Below are 17,329 nucleotides of genomic sequence, written 5' to 3' on the forward strand. Positions count from 1 at the left end.
TATCGCGCTACGCACTCGCGGTTTCACGCGGAAAGTCGACACTCGAGCCAGAGACGGGGGCCAGTCCCAGGTGTTCGCGCAGCGTCTCGTGCTCGTACTCGCCGCGGAAAGCACCGCGTTCCTGTAGCAGCGGCACCACGGTGTCCACGAAGTCATCGAGACCGGCCGGGGTCAGGTGCGGGACCAGGATGAATCCATCGCAGGCATCGGCCTGGATGTAGCGGTCGACCTCTGCCGCGACCTGAGCCGGGGTACCGATGAACTGCTGGCGCGAGGTGACCTCCTTGATGAGCTCACGGATCGACAGATTCTTGGCATCCGCGATCTCCCGGTACTTCGCGGCGATCTCCCGCGGGTCGCCGTGGCGCGCCTTCCCTCGGGTGATCGAGTCGTCTCCCGTCGGCTCGACATCCGGCAAGGGCCCATCCGGGTCGTATCCGGACAGGTCGCGGCCCCAGACCTGTTCCAGATAGGCAAGGGCCGTCTGCGGGCCCACCTGTTGGTCCCTGATGTAGGCAGCCTTCTCGACGGCCTCCTGCTCGGTGTCCCCCAGGACGTAGGTGACTCCGGGGAAAACCTTGAGCTGATCCGGGTTTCGGCCGTGAGCGACTGCACGGGCCTTGACGTCGGCGTAATACTTCTGCCCTGCGGGAATCGAGGAGTGGATGGTGAACAGCGCGTCGGCGTGCTTGGCGCCGAAGTCGCGCCCGTCGGCCGAATCGCCGGCCTGCAGCAGGACCGGATGCCGCTGCGGCGACGCGGGCGCGGTGGCCACGCCACGGACGGTGAACTGCGCACCCCGATGGTTGACCAGCTGCGGCTCGTCCGCTTCGCCCCAGCTGTCCCAGAACTTGCGTGCCACGGTGATGAATTCCTCGGCCCGGCGATACCGGTCGGCATGGTCCAGGAAGCCGCCGCGCCGGAAGTTCTCACCGGTGAAGGCGTCGGACGAGGTGACCATGTTCCAGCCGGCCCGCCCGTCCGTCAGATGGTCCAGAGAAGCGAATTGCCTTGCCACATTGAAGGGTTCATTGAAGGTCGTGTTGATGGTGCCCACCAACCCAAGCCGTTCGGTGACGGCGCCGAGGGCGGCCAGCACCGTGAACGTATCGGGTCGGCCCACCACATCGAGGTCGTGGATTCGGCCTCGATGCTCACGCAGTCGCAGCCCCTCGGCAAGGAAGAAGAAGTCGAACAGTCCACGCTCGGCGGTGCGCGCCAGATGCACGAAGGAGGAAAAGTCGATCTGACTTCCCGAGGCGGGATCGGACCACACGGTGGTGTTGTTGACACCCGGAAAGTGCGCAGCCAGGTGAATGGGCTTGCGGTCCTTGCCTTCCCGAACCTGAATCGCATCCGATGGGGCGCTCATCAGATCAGCCCCCATTCCTTGGCGCTGAGTTCGTAGGACCTGCGCCGGTCTTCGTGCCGGTGGGTGATGGAGGTGACCACCAGCTCGTCGGCTCCGGTGACCCTGGCCAGGGTGTCGAGACGCTCGGCGACGTGGCCCGCGTCGCCGACGAACTGGGTGGCGACCCGGTCCTCCGAATGACGACGCTCCTCATCGGTAAGTGGTTGTGCACCATCGGGGTCTGGGTAAGGAATGGCGCCATGTCCGGACCGAATCGAGTGCACCCAACGGCCGAAGGTACTGGTGAGATGACGAGCGGACTGCTCGTCCTCGGCGGCCACGGCGTCCGCCGAGACGATGACGTATGGCTCGGCCAGCGCCTTGGAGGGCTGGAACGCCTCGCGGTATGCCTCAACGGCCTCCAGTGTCGACCAGGGCGTGACGTGATAATTCGCCACGAAGGGCAGACCGCGCCGCGCCGCCACCTGAGCCGATTCACCCTTGCTGGAACCGAACAGCCACAGCGGCAGATCGGCGCCCTCACCCGGACGGATATGCAGTGCAACACCTTCCGGGCTGACATAGGTACCGTCAAGAAACGCCTGGATATCGGACACCTGCTGATCGAAATCGGCGATCTGTGCGCCCGGCTGCTGCAGGGTAGCGACGGTGGCCCGCAGCTTCGGGTTGTCCTTGATGCCGAACTCCGTCGGCGCCTGCGGGATGAACAACCCATCAACCTCATGGGCTGGGGCGGGTTCGGGCTTCTGCTCATTTCCGGCAAGCCGGTCCCTGATGCGATGTCCCGTGCGCCCGAGGCCCAGATCGATACGCCCCGGGTAGAGCGCATCGAGAATGCCGAAACTCTCCACCACTGCGGCGGCCGTGCTCGAGGCGACCTGGACGGCACCGGCACCCACCCGGATCCGACGGGTAGCGGCAGCGATATGCGCGATGACCAGCGCGGGAACGGTGCTCGCCACCGCAACGAAGTGGTGCTCGGCGAGCCAGTAGCGCCGGTAACCCCACTGCTCGGCGTGCTGGGCGAGGTCGATCGAATTACGCAGTGCCGTCGCGGCATCCGATCCTTCGCTGACCGGGGAGAGGTCGAGAACCGAGAGTGGGACGTTCATGCCGACTTCCTTGCGTAGCGGTTGGTGGCGGTGGGCAGGCCGAGCCGGGCGCGCAGGGTTCCGTTCTCATACTCGGTGCGGAACCCGTGGTGGGCTTGAAGAAGGGGCACGAGTTCGTCAACTACGACGGGAATGTCGAGTGCGTTGATCGCGGGCCGCAGACGCACACCGTCGATACCCCATTCATGCCATTGGGCGATGAGATCGGCCAGCTCCGGCGCCTGGCCCGTGAATATGGCTGCATCCGAATGGAATTCATCCTCCCGACCGAAGGAGACCACCAGGTCTGCGAGCACCTTGATGGTGCGGTGACCTGCCGTGTTGTGCAGACGAGCGGGGATCTCGGCGGCAGAGGCGCCGTCGTGCGGGGTGACGAAGACGAAGTCGGCATTCTTGGCGGCGAAAGCCTGTCCGGGACGGCTGCGGGCGAGTGCCGTGACCACCGACTGCCCCTGCGGGGATCTCGGCGTGATGGACGGGCCCTTCACCGAAAAGAAACGGCCCTCAAAGTCGGTGTAATGCAGCCTGTCCCTGTCGATGAACCGCCCCGCCTCCAGGTCTCGGATCTCGGCGTCGTCCTCCCAGCTGTCCCACAGCCGCCGTACCACCTCCACGGAGTCGGCGGCCTCCTCCAGCAGGTCGTGCAGCGAGAGCACCTTGGTACGGCCGAACACGTCGGCTTCATCCTCGGTATCGGCGATGGTCACCTGCCAGCCGGCGCGGCCACCGGACACGATGTCGAGGGTGGCGATCGACTTAGAGATGTGGAAGGGCTCATTGTGGGTGGCCGGTGCGGTGGGGATGAGCCCGATATTTGTGGTCGCCGGGGCCACGCGCGCGGCGGTCAGTATCGCGTCCAGACGCCCGCCGGGAGTGCGGGCGAATGAGTCCTCGAACGTCACGAAATCCAGCAGCCCGTGTTCGGCGTGCTGGACCTGCTCGGTCCAGTACTTTCCGGTCAAGGGGCTGCCGGTGTGCTGATCCGCGCTCGGATGCCATCCGTACCCGTCCAGAGCCAACCCGACGCGCACGAACGAACGATTCGGGGAATCAGGCGCCCTAGTCATACGAGGTTCAACGTGCGGACGGGGGAGGACGTAGTCCTAAAACTCGCAGTGAACCTGAATCCGGACACTTCTCACGGCCAGGCAGCTCTCGGCGGTAGCTGACAGGCCTTGACAACCACACTTTCGCCAGGGAAACTCAGCTTTCAAATATCTTCAGCATGTGAATGCTGAAGGTACAGTCAGATACGCCAGGAGGGCGGCCAACAGCTTTAATAAGTGTTCAGTGACATCGAGGTGCCCCGATCAATGGCATCAGCAACCCAGCACTCCCGTGCCGCGCCTCCTCCCCAGGACGCTGGTTGCATCGTGAGCAAAAGTAGCCAGGAGCCAAAACAAGTGAGCAAGCACAATGCTGTTCCCGTTCGCCTGAACGTGGAATTCGCGGTTGAAGCCCAGACAATCCGTGCATGGCACTACCCCGCCCGCAACGATGACCTGGCGGGGCCGGACGGCGCACCCGCCGTCATCTTGGCTCATGGGTTTTCCCTGACCAAGGACTGTGGGCTCGAGGCCTATGCACGGAACTTCTCCAAAGCCGGCGTCCACGCGGTGGTCTTTGATTACCGCGGCTGGGGTGAGAGCGACGGGGAGATCCGCGATGTAGTTCTGATGCGTAGCCAGTTGGCGGATTACCACGCAGTCCTTGCGGGCGTTCGGGAGATGGCGGGGATCGATCCGGCCCGTGTCGCACTCTGGGGTACGTCCTATTCGGGCGGCACCGTCGTCGCATGCGCAGCGGAGGACGGTGCCGTGGCCGCCGTCGTCGCGCAAGTACCCAACCTCGACAATCTGGCCACGGCTCGATTTCTATCTACGAGGATTCGCCCCCTACGGCTCATGCGGCTGGGGCTCCGCCTTGCACGGGATGTGGTGGCCGGATGGCGCGGTAAGGAACCCGTCTATGTGCAGAGCATGGGCCGAACGGGCGAAATGGCCGCCTACGTCTCCGACGAGTCATGGGATGAGTTCGCGCAGGTCGCCGGGCCGATGTGGAACAACCGTGTCGGCCTTCGCGATTTCGTCCGCCTGCCCATGTGGCGGCCGGTCAAGAAACTGAATGAACTCCCCTGCCGCATCCAGCTTCACGCCTGCGTGCAAGACGACCTGACTCCCTGGCGCCCCGCGGTGAAAGCGGCACGCCAGCTTGGCGCTCAGGCCGAGTTGCACGAGTACTCCGCCGGCCACTTCGGGATCTATGTGGGAGAAGACCAAGCCCGCGCGCTGACCACACAAGCCGCATTCCTCACGCGGGAGCTCGCGATATCAGACTCTACGATCAGCACAAGCTAGACGGGACGGAAACTCTTGTGACAAAGCACATTACGATCTACAACACTCAGCCGGAATTCACGGACGGCAGAACTCCCCGGACCCTTCCCCGGTGGATCGCACGGTTCAATTCACGTGTGACCAACCGAGTGCAAGGCATCTGGGCGCCGTATCTACCGCCATGGGCCATGGTCGAGCACCGGGGACGGGTGTCTGGTCGCCCGTACCGGACACCCGTGCTGGCGTTTCGGTCGAAAAACGCCACCGAATCCCAACTGGCGATCGGGCTGCCTTATGGTGATCACGCTCATTGGGTGCAGAATCTGCTGTCCGGGAACAACGGTCAGATCCTGCGTAGTGGACGAGGCTTCACGGTGACATCGATATCCGTGGTGAACGCCTCACATGATGGCCTCCCGCTCGCTGCCCGCTGGCTCTCACGCTTCAGTGATCGGGCGCTCATCGTCTCGGGTACGTACGGCGACAGACGCGGGCACCGTGCGGACATATCAACGCCGCGCGCATTCCTGCGAATCCTGGCGATCCTCGCCGTTACCCTTGCCAGGACCGGCATCCCGTCTATTTCCGCGCCGCGATTGGCTCCAGGCATAACACGCAGAAAACACGGCATCGGCGTGCTTCGGGGCCCCGCCACCATCACCACAGGACCGGACGGAAACCTCTGGTTCACCCAGCTACTCGGCAACCGCATCGGACGCATCACACCCGATGGGAACATCACCGAGTTCCGTTCCGGTCTAAGCCGTTTCAGCGGACCGGACCGCATTACGACGGGCCCGGACGGAAACCTCTGGTTCACCCAGCTACTCGGCAACCGCATCGGACGCATCACACCCGACGGGCACATCACCGAGTTCGGTGGACTCTCCGCCTACTCGGGGCCATTCGGTATCGCCGCGGGGCCCGATGGAAATCTCTGGTTCACCCAGACCTTCGGCAACAAGATCGGCCGGATCACCCCCGAGGGCAACGTCACCGAATTCCCCGCGGGTCCGAACAGACTCGCGATGCCCACCGACATCGTTGCCGGGCCGGACGGGAATCTTTGGTACACCGAGCGATTCGGCGGGATCGGCCGAATTACGCCTCGTGGTGACGTGACGACATTCACCGACGTCACCTTCGGTGCCGGTAGTGTCAACATCACCGTGGGGCCCGACGATGCACTCTGGTTCGTGGAGACATTTGCCAACAAGATCGGCCGCATCACCACCGACGGTGAAATCAGTGAATATTCGCAGGGAATTTCCAAGGGTGCGATGCCCGTCTCCATAACAACGGGCCCTGACGGGAATCTCTGGTTCACTCAATACGTCGGTGCTCGGATCGGAAGAATCACTCCATCAGGAGACATCAGCGAACCGGTGAGTCTGAGTGCTCTACGGATGCCCGACGGCATCACCCTCGGCCCGGATGGCGCCCTGTGGTGCGTCGAAGTGCTGGGCTCCAGAGTCAACCGCTTCGATATCCCCGGCCCCTAAAGGTCTTTCTCGAACGGGTGGATACCGACCTCGTCCGCGGAGAGCGTCTGGTCATAAAGCGGCCGGTACCCCGCAGACAGATACAGCGCCTTGGCCTCGGGCTGGCGGGGACCGGTGGTGAGGTAGATGCGCCGATACCCGCGGCTGCGAATCTCCTGTTCCAGTGCAGCCAGGGTGCGCCCCGCCAGACCCTGACGGCGGTGGGCGCTGGACGTCCAGATGCGTTTGAGTTCAGCGGTGTCGGCGTCATATCGCTGAAAGGCGCCACCGGTCACAGCAGCACCGCCCTGGACCCCGATCAGCAGACCACCGCCGGGAGCCGTGAAGTGCGCGGCCGGGTAGTTGACCAGGAACTCGTGGTGTTCATCCAGGGTCCCGCCGTATCGGGTGCTGTACTCCACCGCCAGCTCTGCCAGCAGCGGGGCGGCCAGCGGATCCTGCTGCTCCACCGTCACAAACTGCAGCAGATCCTCACACACCGTCATGTCATCCTTGTCTGGGTAGTCCGCGGGGGTTGATCTCCGACTTAGCGACAGCCTCGTTCTCCAATCCCCAGCGCTGCAACACCTTACGATACGTGCCGTCGGCTATGGCGTGATTGATGGCGTCCGCGACGGCCCGAACCAGCCCATTGTCCTTCTTGATCAGGACCGCGATCTCCCCCTGCAGCGCCTCCCCCGCGCCGGAGAATGTGCCGACCAGCTTGGTCTGTCCGGTCGCCTGGGAGTGAAACACCGCTGTCGGATTGGGGCCCACATACGCGTCGATGCGACCCGATGCCAATGCCAGGTAGTAGCCGGTGGTCTGCTGGAAGTACTTCAGATCGGCGGCGGGAAGACCAGCCGCGACGTTCTGTTCGTTCCATTGCACCAGCAGTGCCTCCTGGTTGGTGCCCGACCCGACGCCGATGGTCTTGCCGGCGATATCCCTGGCTCTCTTGACCTTCCAGTCCAACGATCGAAGCACCTCGAAGGCGACGTTGTCCAAACGGTATGTCGCGAAGTCGAACTTGTCCTTGCGTTCCTCGGTCACCGTCACATTCGAGATGAACGCGTCGACCTCGCCCGAATCCACCTTGACGAAATTCTGCGCCCAATCCGCCGAACGCAGATCTACACGCAATCCCAGAATGTCCGCCACCAGGTAGGCGAAATCCGTTTCAATCCCGATCATCGTCTTGTCGTCATCAGCGTAAAAGCGCAGTGGTGGTGCGGAATTAGCGTCCCCGGTGACAATCAGCGTGCCGCGCCTGCGGATGGCTTCGGGCACCTCGGCCGCGATCGTATCCACCGTGACCACGCGTACTCGGTCTTGGTCCGGACTCAGATTGAAGGCCGACGACACCTCCGGCTCCGCGCCCGCGCCACAACCGGTGAGGACAACCAGCGCGGCACAGCACAACGCGATAAGACGTCTCACGCCAACACCTTGGATAGGAAGCCGACCGTGCGCGGATGCGACGGGTTGTCCAGCAGCTGTTCGGGCGGCCCCTGCTCGACGATCGCGCCTCGATCCATGAAGACCACGGTGTCGGCGATCTCCCGGGCAAGGCCGATCTCGTGCGTCACGATCACCAGGGTGGCGCCATCACTAGCGAACTGGCGGATCACGTCGAGCACCTCGGTAACCAGCTCCGGATCTAGTGCCGAGGTGGGCTCGTCGAACAGAATAACCTTGGGTCGCAACGCCAAAGCGCGCGCGATGGCCACCCGCTGTTGTTGACCACCGGATAGCCGGCGCGGATACTCGGCCACCTTGTCGGCGACGCCGACCCTTTCCAGCAGCCGGGTCGCCTCGGCCACCAGCTCGGCGCGCGGCGCCCGCCGCACCGCCAGTGGCGCCTCAATCACGTTCTCCAGCACCGTCAAATGCGGGAACAGATTGAAGTTCTGGAACACAAAGCCGACCTGCGAACGCTGCCGCAGAATGGCTCGTTCCGGGAGCTCGTAGAGCACCGAACCGCGCTGCCGGTACCCGATGAGCTCCCCGTCGATGCGGATTGTCCCGCCATCCACCTTCTCCAGGTGGTTCAGGGTGCGCAGCAGCGTCGACTTTCCGGAGCCCGACGGCCCGATGATGACCGTCACCTCCCCTTGTTGCACAGTCAGATTCACATCACGCAGCGCCGCCACCTGGCCGTAGGACTTGTGCACACCGCGCACCTCGATGGTGCTCATCGATGTGCGCCCCGGGCGTAATGCCGTTCGATGTAGTACTGCACGACGGTCAGTACCGACGTGATCACGATGTACCAGACCGTGGCCACCATGAGCAGTGGCACCACCCGCCCGTTGCGCCCAAAGATGACCTGCACCTGATAGAAGAGATCGGCGATGGCCATGGTCGACACAATGGACGTGCCCTTCACCAGGCTGATCACCTCATTGGCGGCGTTGGGCATAACCGACCGCATGGCCTGGGGCAGCACGATCCGGAAGAACTGGCGGCGCCGGGGAATGCCCAGGGCTGCAGCAGCTTCCAATTGGCCTTCGTCGACGGACAGGACGCCGCCACGGATGATCTCGGCGAAGTAGGCCCCCTGGTGCAGAGTCAATCCGATCACCGCGGCGGTCAGCCCGCTCAGCAGCTCGTTGGTATCGACGGTGATCAGGCTCGGCCCGAAAGGAATCCCGAAACTGATGCTGTCGTACAGGTACGCGATGTTGAACCAGAACAGCAGCTGCACGATCAGCGGTATGGACCGAAAAATCCACACGTACGTCCACGAGATGGCCTGCAAGACCGGATTCTTGGACAGTCGTGCCGCCGCCAGCGCCACACCCAGCACAAACCCGAGCACGGTGCCGTAAATCGTCAGTCTGATCGTCAGCCATAAAGCCGCCAGTACCGATTTGGCGGTGAAGTACCGCGCAAATGTCGGCCAGTCCCACCCCGGGTTGCGCACCAGCCCGTGCACGAACATGGCCACGAACAGCAATGCCACGGCCGAGAGGATCCAGTTGCCCGGTCGTGGTCGGCGCCGTACCCGCAGTACCGGCTCGTCAGACTCCTCAGATGCCCGAGCGCGCGGCGGCGCAGCGGGTGCCGATGTCATGCGGTCGAACCTAGGAACACCGACCAGTGCACAACAGTCTTTGGCTCCCGGCGAATCGAACGGTCGCTATCCGTCATGTCTGGCCGGGGAAGAATCCGCACCGTCAGAATGTTCAAATAAGCCATGCCAGAAATCCCCGCAGGCTTCGAAGATCTCCTGGAACAGCGCCTCTACGGTCACCTTGCCACGGTCGGTGGGGACGGTTCCGCACAGTCCAGCCCGATGTGGTTCAGCTGGGACGGTGAGCGGGTGCGGTTCACTCACACCAACAAACGTGCCAAGTTCCGCAATATCCAGACCGAACCGCGGGTCGCCCTCTCGATCCTGGACCCCACCAACCCGTACCGGTATCTGGAAGTGCGGGGCACCATCGATCAGATCGACGATGATCCGACGGGGTCGTTCGTCCAGGAACTGGCGCACCTGTACCAGGCTCCCTGGTCCGGGACGAGCACCGGTGACGAGGCAGACCGCGTCATCCTCTACCTGCGGCCCACCAAGTTCTTAAGCCACGGCTAGGCCAACGGACTCAGCAGTCGCATGCACATATCGGTGGCCCTGGCCCCCAGTTCTGCTGCACTGCACCTATTTTCATCGGCAAGCCAGTCCTCCATGAGGAGGGTCACACCGCCGACACCGAACACCGCCGCCTCCAGCAGCGCTGGCTCTGGCTGGGATACCTCGGGCGCGATGGTCAGGACTATCCCCCGCGCGACACGATTCTGAAGGCTTCGGCGCTTGGCGGCCAGCCCGGGAAATCCGGCGAGATCGGAAGTGAGGATCCGCAGCACTGCCGGGTCTGCGATGGAGTGCTCGAGGTAGGCCGTAAGCCCGGCCGTCAGCTGTGCGTGCGGCTGGTCGCCGGCCACTCGACCCGCCGCTGTCATGGCCGCGAACAGTTCGGTGAACACGTCGTCCACGATCTGCAGAACCAGATCGCCGATCACGGAGAACTGCTCGTAGAAATACCGATCGGTCAGCCTTGTCCGCGCACAGACACCCCGCACGGTGACCGCGGGCAGCCCACTGTCGGCCCATAGCTCGCGACCCGCCCGCAGCAGCGCCACGCGCCGTTCATCTTGGCGCTGCTCTCGCGTCTTACCACCGTATGTGCGGTGAGTCTGACCGTTCGTCACGCTGAAACGCCCTTCGTCTTGACATAGGCAACCTACTCGCTAATGTTGAGGACACACGTCATCAGAAACTGTCCGACAACGCGGTCTAGGAGATTTCATGACACTCGCGCCCGAGCATTCTGCCCCCGACACGGACTTCGAAGAGCTCATTTCCCGTCCCTTCGAGTCTCAACTGCACGAACACGACTACCAGGTCACCGATATCGACGGCACCTTGCCGCCAGCGCTGACCGGCACGCTGTTCCGCATCGGTCCCGGCAAGTTCGAGGTGGGCACCACCGTGCTGCGAACGATGTTCGACGCCGACGGCATGGTGTCCCGCTTCATCCTGGACGGTTCCTCGGTCCGCTTCACCAACCGATATGTGCGCACCCAACAGTTCCGGGACGGATTTCAGGGCCCGATGCGCAGACCCGGGATCACTACCCAGGTGCCGGGGAAACTACTGGCCAACCTCCAATTGCCGGCCAACACCGCGAACACCAATATCGTGTCACTGGCCGGGGAAATGCTGGCACTCTGGGAGGGCGGGCCACCACATCGGCTGGACCCCGACACCCTGGAGACGCTGGGCACCAACGACTTCAAGGGCAAGCTCGGATATGTCGGCGCCTTCTCGGCACACCCGAAATGGGACCCCGTCACCGGCGAGATGTTCAACTTCGGTCTGGATGTCTTTCCCACGCCACGACTGCGCTGCTACCGGGTGAGCCCCAGCGGTCAACTCTCGCAGATCAATTCGGTGACCCTGTGGGATATGGGCTGGAACCACGATTTCGCACTGACCGAGAAGTATCTGGTCTTCGTGCTCGACCCGATCCGCCCCAACATCGGCCAGCTCCTGCGCGGCAAGCGTTTCGACGAAAGTCTCGAGTACCAGCTGACCAATGGCAGCACCAAGTTCATCCTGGTGCCCCGCGACGGATCCAAACCCATCGTCATCGAACACGCGCCGCAGACCCACATCCATGTCACCAACGCTTTCCAGGACGGCGCAGATGCGGTAGTCGAGTTCGTCAGATATGAGAGCCTCGAGTTTCTGCGGCGATCACTGCATGCCGCGATGGGGCCGAAGAACCACCCAAATCCTCACAATCATCTGGTGGTCCGCGAATGGCCGGACAGCCACCTGGTCAGATTCCGCATCTCGCCCAGCGGCAAGATTACCGAGGAAGTGGTATCACAGTCCGCGAAAATTGAATTCCCGCAATATGACTGGCGGCAGTCCACCCGCAATCATCAGATCACCTACACCGCAGGCACGCTGGAACACCAAGGCCACTACAACGGCATCTTCAAGTTCGACCATCGCACCGGCACCATGACACACTGCGATTTCGGGAAGGCCTCGGTCTGCGAACCCCTCTTTGTGCCACGCGATAAGGACTCGGCACAAGATGACGGCTGGCTACTCACGGTCAACCATGACCTGGTCGAAAACCGTTCGCAACTGGTCATTCTCGATGCGCGTGACGTCGAACAGGGCCCACTGGCGGTGGCCCACCTGACGCACCACCTACCGATAGGGTTCCACGGCACGTTCACCCGGCGGGTGGCCAACCCGTTTGCACCGCTACCGCATCCGACGCTAGTGGCCTAACGGGCCGATCCCTGTCACGCCTTGGAGGGCCACCAGCTCAGCTTGCCGAAGGCCTGAGCCAAGGTCGGCACCATCAGCGTCCTGACGATGAAGGTGTCCAGCAAGATCCCTACGCCGATGATGAATCCCATCTGCACCATCTGATTGACCGAGCCAACCATCATCCCCAGCAGACTGGCGGCGAACACCAGGCCGGCCGAGGTGATCACCGATCCGGTCTGACGCACGGTCCGGATGATGCCAAGCCGCATGCCCCGGGCACTCTCCTCCCTCAGGCGCGAGATGAACAACATGTTGTAGTCGGCGCCGACGGCCACAATCAACACGAACGTCATGGCCGGGACCGCCCAATCCAGCTGTTGCCCAAGAAGAACCTGGAACACCAGCACGCCGATGCCCAGTGAGGCGATATAGGTGAGCAGCACCGTGCCCAACAGGTACAACGGTGCCACCACCGCCCGCAGCAACAGGCACATCACCACGAAGATGATGAGGAGAGTGACAACGATGATCTCGCGAAGATCGCTGTCGTAGGCCTTCTTCAGATCGGCGTTGATGGCGGGAAAACCGCCCACCGACACCGTGGCACCGGCCAGGGCGGTGTTGGGAGTCGCCTCACTGCCGACGCGCTCCATATCGCGACTCAGCTGCATCGCCTCGGGCCCATAGGGATTGAGCGGTGACTGAACCAGATACATGGCAGTACGCCCGCCGTCCTGCAGAAATGCCGAGCTCAACTCCTTGAATCCAGGATTCTGCAACATCGTCCCCGGCACGGAGAACCCTGATGCGGCAGGCGAATTGGAGTCTTTGCCAATCGTCTGCAGGGTTACGGCCGCCTCGCCCATGGACCGTACGGTGTCCTCAAGTTGGGTGTTCAGGTCGCGGATCCGCACGCCCATCGTCTTGACGGAGTTCATGTCGACACCCAGCCCCTGGAGCTGCTGAAAGTAGCCGGAGATGCGTTCAAACTTGCGTTCCATCTCGGGCAATTTCGCGAGCAATCCGCGAATCTGCTTGAACTGATTGTTCATATCACCCAGCAGCTGAGTGATCGTCTTGCCGCCGGTGACCGCCCGCACCGACTCGCGCAGGTTTTCCGCCGAGGCCAGTGGCCCCTTGTCGCGTAGCTCAACGAGCTGATCACGCAGCTTCACACAATCGGGTTGCACTGGGCAGAAAGGGGATTCGGCCAGCGTCTGGGTCAACGACGCCCCGGCATCGAGCGCCGAAAAGGTCGCCTCGACCGAGGGACCCATCGTGGCCAGCTGATCCACCATCCCCGCCACCGTGCCCATCTGCGATATCAGCGAATGATACCGATCAAGCTGCCCTTCAACCTCTTTGGCCATCGACAACATCTGCGGCATCATCTGCTGCATCCGTACCAGGTCCCCGTCGCCCAGCTCATTGGTCATGGCCGACATGACATCGGCGAGCTTGGACATCCGCTCGAGCTGCGGCCGCAGGTCGGCGTTGACCTGTCCGCCCGTCTTGTCGATCTGCGTTCCCATGTATCCGATCTGCCATGCCAATGTGGCCTGAGTGAGCTTGTTGCCGTCGGGGCGGGTGATGCCGACGACCTTCCCGACGCCTGGGAGTTGGGAGATGCGTTCGGCCATCTGGTCAAGATCGGCCAGCGCACGCGGATTGCGCAGATCCGACGGCGCCTGTACCAGAAGATATTGTGGCATAACCGAATTGGCGGGAAAGTGGGCATTGAGGATGCGCATACCCTGGTTCGATTGAGCCGAATCCGGCAGCACCCGCGACATGTCGAAACTCGGTCGCATGAAGGGGACGAAGGATGCGGCCGCCAAGAGGATCACGATTGCCGCGCCGAAGACCGGCCAGGGGTGCCGCACGATGTTCACCCCCATGCGGTGCCAATACACGCCGGCCCGATCGGGCCCCGGCAGCCCCAACCCGCGCTTGGCGGCCAGGCTCAGCGTCGCCGGTAGCAGCGTGGTGACCACGAAGAACGCGACGATCACCCCCATGGACACCGCCGGACCGGCCGCCGCGAGAAAGGCCAGCTTGGCGGTCAACTGCGCGATGTTGGCGATCGCCACTGTCGCCGCCGTCGCCAGGATAACCCTGGTCATCGAGCCACAGGCATGCGCCAGAGCATCCGGCGGCGCCTCCCCCGCGCGAATTCGCTCGTGGTACCGACTCACCAGGAACACCGTGTAATTGACGCTCGCCCCCATCAGCACGGCCATCATCAACCCGGCAGACACCGAGGACACCGGGACCAGGCTCCGATCGGCAAGTCCGGCGATAACCCCGCGCGCGATGAGCAGACTCATCCCCATCACCAGCAGCGGCAGCATCGCGGTGAACCACGACCGGAAGACCAACAACAAGATGAGGCCGATGACGACCACCGTCACCGCCCCGATCTTGGGCAGGTCGCCGAGCGCGGCGTTGCCCATATCGGTGATGGTGCCCGCCGCACCGGTGATGTTCGCCGTGGTGGCCGATCCGGCGAAGGTCTGCTTCACCAAATCATCAACAGAGCGATATGCCCTCTGCGCCAACGGGGTACCAAGGTCCCCGGCCAATCCCGCCATCGCGTACCACGTGGTGCCGTCCTCGCTGAGAACCTGCTTGCGCGCCACCGGGTTACTGCGCATCCGCGGATCGCCCAGCTGATCCTGCACAAAGGTGACGTACTCCTTGTTCGCGCCCAGTCGATCGATCAGCGCCGAGTACCGAGCCTGCGACTCGGCGTCAAATCCCTTGTCGCTGTGCATGACGATGATGACGGCGTTATCGATTCCGGGACGGCCGAACGCCTTTCCCATCTCCTTCATCGATGCCAACGCCGGGCTCACTTCGCCCGTCGGCAGTGGACTGACCGAGTGTTCGTTGGCGACCCGCTCCAGCTGCGGCCAGGCGGCATTGACCAGAACAGCGACCGCTATCCACGCCAGTATCACCAGCTTTGCGTGCTTGGCCACGAAACGCCCGGCCCGCTCGAACGCCGGACTGTATTGGTGCGACATCCTGGGCTCCTCAGATCAACGGCGGAAAGGTGACACTGGGCATGCCCGGCACGCCGGTCATCGGCATGACGGTGTAGCGCAGGGTGAAGGTTCCACCGAGGTCGTCGCCGACCACCAGCACGGTGTATCGGCTGTTGAGGTAGGCGTCCTGGCCCACCACGGTTTGATGCTCGAATCCCGCATCGGTCAGGAGCTTGCCCGCCGCGGCGACCGCTGAGGCGTCTACGCCGCTGACCGCCAAGGTCCGAGAACTGCCCTCGGCATCCTGGCGATATGTGCCTTTGATGACCGGGATATCACGCGGAAAGTCTGAGGGCAGAACGTTTACACCGGGCGGGGGCGGTGGAATGGGCGTGACCGGCGGATATGTGGTGCGCTCTACGGCGCCACCCACGAAATCGGACATCGAGCAAGCGCTCAGGGCCTGCGACATCATCACGGCGGCAAACACCAATACCGCGAAATGAACGCTTCGTTGCGTCATGACGGGATACTACAAAGGCTTCGCCCTTAGTGCTAGCCCCTGCTAACTAAAGCTAGCCCGAATTAGCCGAGTGCCCGTTCCAGATCAGCGATGAGGTCCTCGGTGGACTCCAGCCCGACCGACAAACGCACCACGCCGTCGGAGAGCCCGATCGCCGCACGCCCGTCCGGACCCATGGCGCGGTGGGTGGTGGTGGCGGGATGGGTGATGAGCGACTTGGAGTCACCCAGGTTGTTCGAGATGTCGATGAGCGAGGTCCCGTCGAGCACCTCGAAGGCACGCTGCTTGCCCGCGTCGCCATCAGCGTCGAGCTCGAAGGTGACGACTGTCCCTCCGCCGCGCATCTGCCGCTTGGCCAGCTCGTACTGAGGATGGCTCGACAGGAACGGGTACCGCACCCAGCGCACCGCGGGATGCTGTTCCAGGAACTGCGCGATCTTGGAGGCGGATTCGTTGGCGTGCCGCACCCGAAGATCGAGTGTTTCAAGGCCTTTCACTAGCGTCCAGGCATTGAAGGGGCTCAGCGCGGGCCCGGTGTGCCGCATCAGCGTCTTGACGGGACCCTCGATGTATTCGGTCTCGCCCAAGATGGCGCCGCCGAGCACTCGGCCCTGCCCGTCGATGTGCTTGGTGCCGGAATAGACCACCACATCGGCACCCAGCGGAATACCCTGTTGCAAGAGCGGGGTGGCAAAGACGTTGTCCAGCACCACCTTTGCGCCCGCAGCATGCGCCAGCCGGCACACCGCCTCGATGTCGACCAGTGATTGCATCGGGTTGGAAGGGGTTTCGAAGAAGACAGCCTGCGTGGGTACGGACAGCGCCTCCTCCCACTGGGAGAGGTCCTCACCGTCGACGAACACGGTCTCCACACCCCAGCGCGGCAGGATCTCGTTGCAGACCACGAAACAGGACCCGAACAGGCTCCGGGCAGCGACCAGCCTGTCACCGGCACCGAGCAACGCGCCCAGTGCGGTGAAAACGGCCGACATGCCCGTTGCCGTCGCGAATGCCGCCTCGGCACCCTCGATGAGCCGCAGCCGCTCCTCGAACATGGAGATCGTCGGGTTGCCGTATCGGGAGTACACGTACCGGTCGACCTCGCCGGTGAAGGCGCGTTCGGCGGCGGCCGCACTCTCGTAGACGTACCCGGAAGTCAGGTACATCGCCTCGGCGGTCTCCTCGAACTCGGAGCGCAGCAGCCCACCGCGCACGCCGATGGTCGCCTGGCTCACGCCGTCGGGCAGCGCCTTGGGTATGCGGACCGAGGGAACGCCGTCAGGAGTCTGGTTCATGACTGCCGCCACGGCAGACCGATGGCACGCCACCCGACGCCGCCACGGTGCCGGTTCTCATCAAGGTTGCCCTCGAACCCGTCAAGCACGTTGTAGGACGGGGAGATTCCCGCCTCGGTGGCCAACTCCGCCGAGCCGATGGACCGGTTACCAGAACGGCACAGGAAGATCACCGGGCGGTCATCGCCCTCGGAGGGCCCGGTCACACCGGCAGCCGCCAGCTCCTCCAGGAACTGCTCATTGCGTTCGCCGTTAGAGCGCACCCACTCGATGTACACGACATCGCGACCGAGCTCGGTGAGGTCGGGAATCCCGACCCACTTCCACTCCGCCGACGTGCGCACATCGACAAGAACGGCCTCTGGGTTTTCCTTCAGCAGCGCCCACGCCGCCTCAGGGGTGATATCTCCTGCGTAGCCCACGAAGAGC

General features: G+C 63.4%; 16 protein-coding genes. 4 read left to right on the forward strand and 12 right to left on the reverse strand.

All coding sequences use genetic code 11. The features are described from left to right. Positions 1 to 7: 7 nt before the first annotated feature. From MSTE_RS21725 to MSTE_RS21735, 3 genes are read right to left on the reverse strand one after another with little or no spacing between them, the layout of a single operon-like run. Positions 8 to 1,372: an NtaA/DmoA family FMN-dependent monooxygenase gene (locus tag MSTE_RS21725; RefSeq protein ID WP_096506237.1), complete on the reverse strand. Its 1,365-nt coding sequence runs from the start codon at positions 1,370 to 1,372 to the stop codon at positions 8 to 10. After that, positions 1,372 to 2,484, reverse strand: coding sequence for an LLM class flavin-dependent oxidoreductase (locus MSTE_RS21730; RefSeq protein WP_096504324.1), 1,113 nt, complete (start codon positions 2,482 to 2,484; stop codon positions 1,372 to 1,374). The genes MSTE_RS21725 and MSTE_RS21730 overlap by 1 nt, the downstream gene beginning before the upstream one ends. Beyond that, positions 2,481 to 3,551, reverse strand: coding sequence for an LLM class flavin-dependent oxidoreductase (locus MSTE_RS21735; RefSeq protein ID WP_096504326.1), 1,071 nt, complete (start codon positions 3,549 to 3,551; stop codon positions 2,481 to 2,483). The genes MSTE_RS21730 and MSTE_RS21735 overlap by 4 nt, the downstream gene beginning before the upstream one ends. Before the next feature lie 336 nt (positions 3,552 to 3,887). Between MSTE_RS21735 and MSTE_RS21740 the strand changes: the two genes are divergently transcribed. Both MSTE_RS21740 and MSTE_RS21745 read left to right on the forward strand, forming a co-directional pair. Beyond that, on the forward strand, positions 3,888 to 4,841 hold the full coding sequence (locus MSTE_RS21740; protein ID WP_157997730.1) for an alpha/beta hydrolase: 954 nt from the start codon (positions 3,888 to 3,890) through the stop codon (positions 4,839 to 4,841). A gap of 116 nt (positions 4,842 to 4,957) precedes the next feature. After that, positions 4,958 to 6,322 (forward strand): virginiamycin B lyase family protein, encoded by a 1,365-nt coding sequence (locus MSTE_RS21745; protein WP_197704790.1) that lies wholly within the window; start codon positions 4,958 to 4,960, stop codon positions 6,320 to 6,322. Here MSTE_RS21745 and MSTE_RS21750 read toward each other — a convergent pair. From MSTE_RS21750 to MSTE_RS21765, 4 genes are read right to left on the reverse strand one after another with little or no spacing between them, the layout of a single operon-like run. Then, a complete protein-coding gene (locus MSTE_RS21750) occupies positions 6,319 to 6,807 on the reverse strand; it encodes a GNAT family N-acetyltransferase (protein ID WP_096504330.1) in 489 nt (162 codons plus the stop codon). The genes MSTE_RS21745 and MSTE_RS21750 overlap by 4 nt on opposite strands. Before the next feature lies 1 nt (position 6,808). Beyond that, entirely contained in the window at positions 6,809 to 7,741 is a 933-nt protein-coding gene (locus MSTE_RS21755) for an ABC transporter substrate-binding protein (RefSeq protein WP_096504333.1), read from the reverse strand. Continuing rightward, a complete protein-coding gene (locus MSTE_RS21760) occupies positions 7,738 to 8,499 on the reverse strand; it encodes an amino acid ABC transporter ATP-binding protein (protein ID WP_096504335.1) in 762 nt (253 codons plus the stop codon). Before MSTE_RS21760 ends, MSTE_RS21755 begins: the two co-directional genes overlap by 4 nt. After that, positions 8,496 to 9,377, reverse strand: a complete 882-nt coding sequence (locus tag MSTE_RS21765; protein ID WP_096504337.1) for an amino acid ABC transporter permease — start codon at positions 9,375 to 9,377, stop codon at positions 8,496 to 8,498. The genes MSTE_RS21760 and MSTE_RS21765 overlap by 4 nt, the downstream gene beginning before the upstream one ends. A 123-nt stretch (positions 9,378 to 9,500) precedes the next feature. Here MSTE_RS21765 and MSTE_RS21770 point away from each other — a divergent pair, with 123 nt between their 5' ends. Beyond that, positions 9,501 to 9,896, forward strand: a complete 396-nt coding sequence (locus MSTE_RS21770; protein WP_096504339.1) for a PPOX class F420-dependent oxidoreductase — start codon at positions 9,501 to 9,503, stop codon at positions 9,894 to 9,896. On the opposite strand, the gene MSTE_RS21775 is transcribed toward MSTE_RS21770, so the two are convergent. Next, positions 9,893 to 10,513, reverse strand: coding sequence for a TetR/AcrR family transcriptional regulator (locus tag MSTE_RS21775; protein ID WP_096504341.1), 621 nt, complete (start codon positions 10,511 to 10,513; stop codon positions 9,893 to 9,895). The two genes, MSTE_RS21770 and MSTE_RS21775, sit on opposite strands and share 4 nt — an antisense overlap. 97 nt (positions 10,514 to 10,610) lie before the next feature. Between MSTE_RS21775 and MSTE_RS21780 the strand changes: the two genes are divergently transcribed. Beyond that, complete coding sequence (locus MSTE_RS21780; RefSeq protein ID WP_096504343.1) at positions 10,611 to 12,113, forward strand: carotenoid oxygenase family protein; 1,503 nt, start codon at positions 10,611 to 10,613, stop codon at positions 12,111 to 12,113. A 14-nt stretch (positions 12,114 to 12,127) separates the two neighbouring features. On the opposite strand, the gene MSTE_RS21785 is transcribed toward MSTE_RS21780, so the two are convergent. The 4 genes from MSTE_RS21785 to MSTE_RS21800 form a co-directional block, all read right to left on the reverse strand. Then, positions 12,128 to 15,121 (reverse strand): MMPL/RND family transporter, encoded by a 2,994-nt coding sequence (locus MSTE_RS21785; RefSeq protein ID WP_162291495.1) that lies wholly within the window; start codon positions 15,119 to 15,121, stop codon positions 12,128 to 12,130. A 10-nt stretch (positions 15,122 to 15,131) separates the two neighbouring features. Beyond that, a complete protein-coding gene (locus MSTE_RS21790) occupies positions 15,132 to 15,605 on the reverse strand; it encodes a hypothetical protein (RefSeq protein ID WP_096504345.1) in 474 nt (157 codons plus the stop codon). A 62-nt stretch (positions 15,606 to 15,667) separates the two neighbouring features. Continuing rightward, the gene (locus MSTE_RS21795; protein ID WP_096506243.1) at positions 15,668 to 16,900 is read right to left on the reverse strand and encodes an O-succinylhomoserine sulfhydrylase; all 1,233 of its coding nucleotides are present in this window, start codon (positions 16,898 to 16,900) and stop codon (positions 15,668 to 15,670) included. Continuing rightward, positions 16,897 to 17,322, reverse strand: a complete 426-nt coding sequence (locus MSTE_RS21800; protein WP_096506245.1) for a rhodanese-like domain-containing protein — start codon at positions 17,320 to 17,322, stop codon at positions 16,897 to 16,899. The genes MSTE_RS21795 and MSTE_RS21800 overlap by 4 nt, the downstream gene beginning before the upstream one ends. Between the last annotated feature and the right edge of the window lie 7 nt (positions 17,323 to 17,329).

The organism is [Mycobacterium] stephanolepidis (assembly GCF_002356335.1).
GTDB classification, from domain to species: Bacteria; Actinomycetota; Actinomycetes; order Mycobacteriales; family Mycobacteriaceae; genus Mycobacterium; species Mycobacterium stephanolepidis.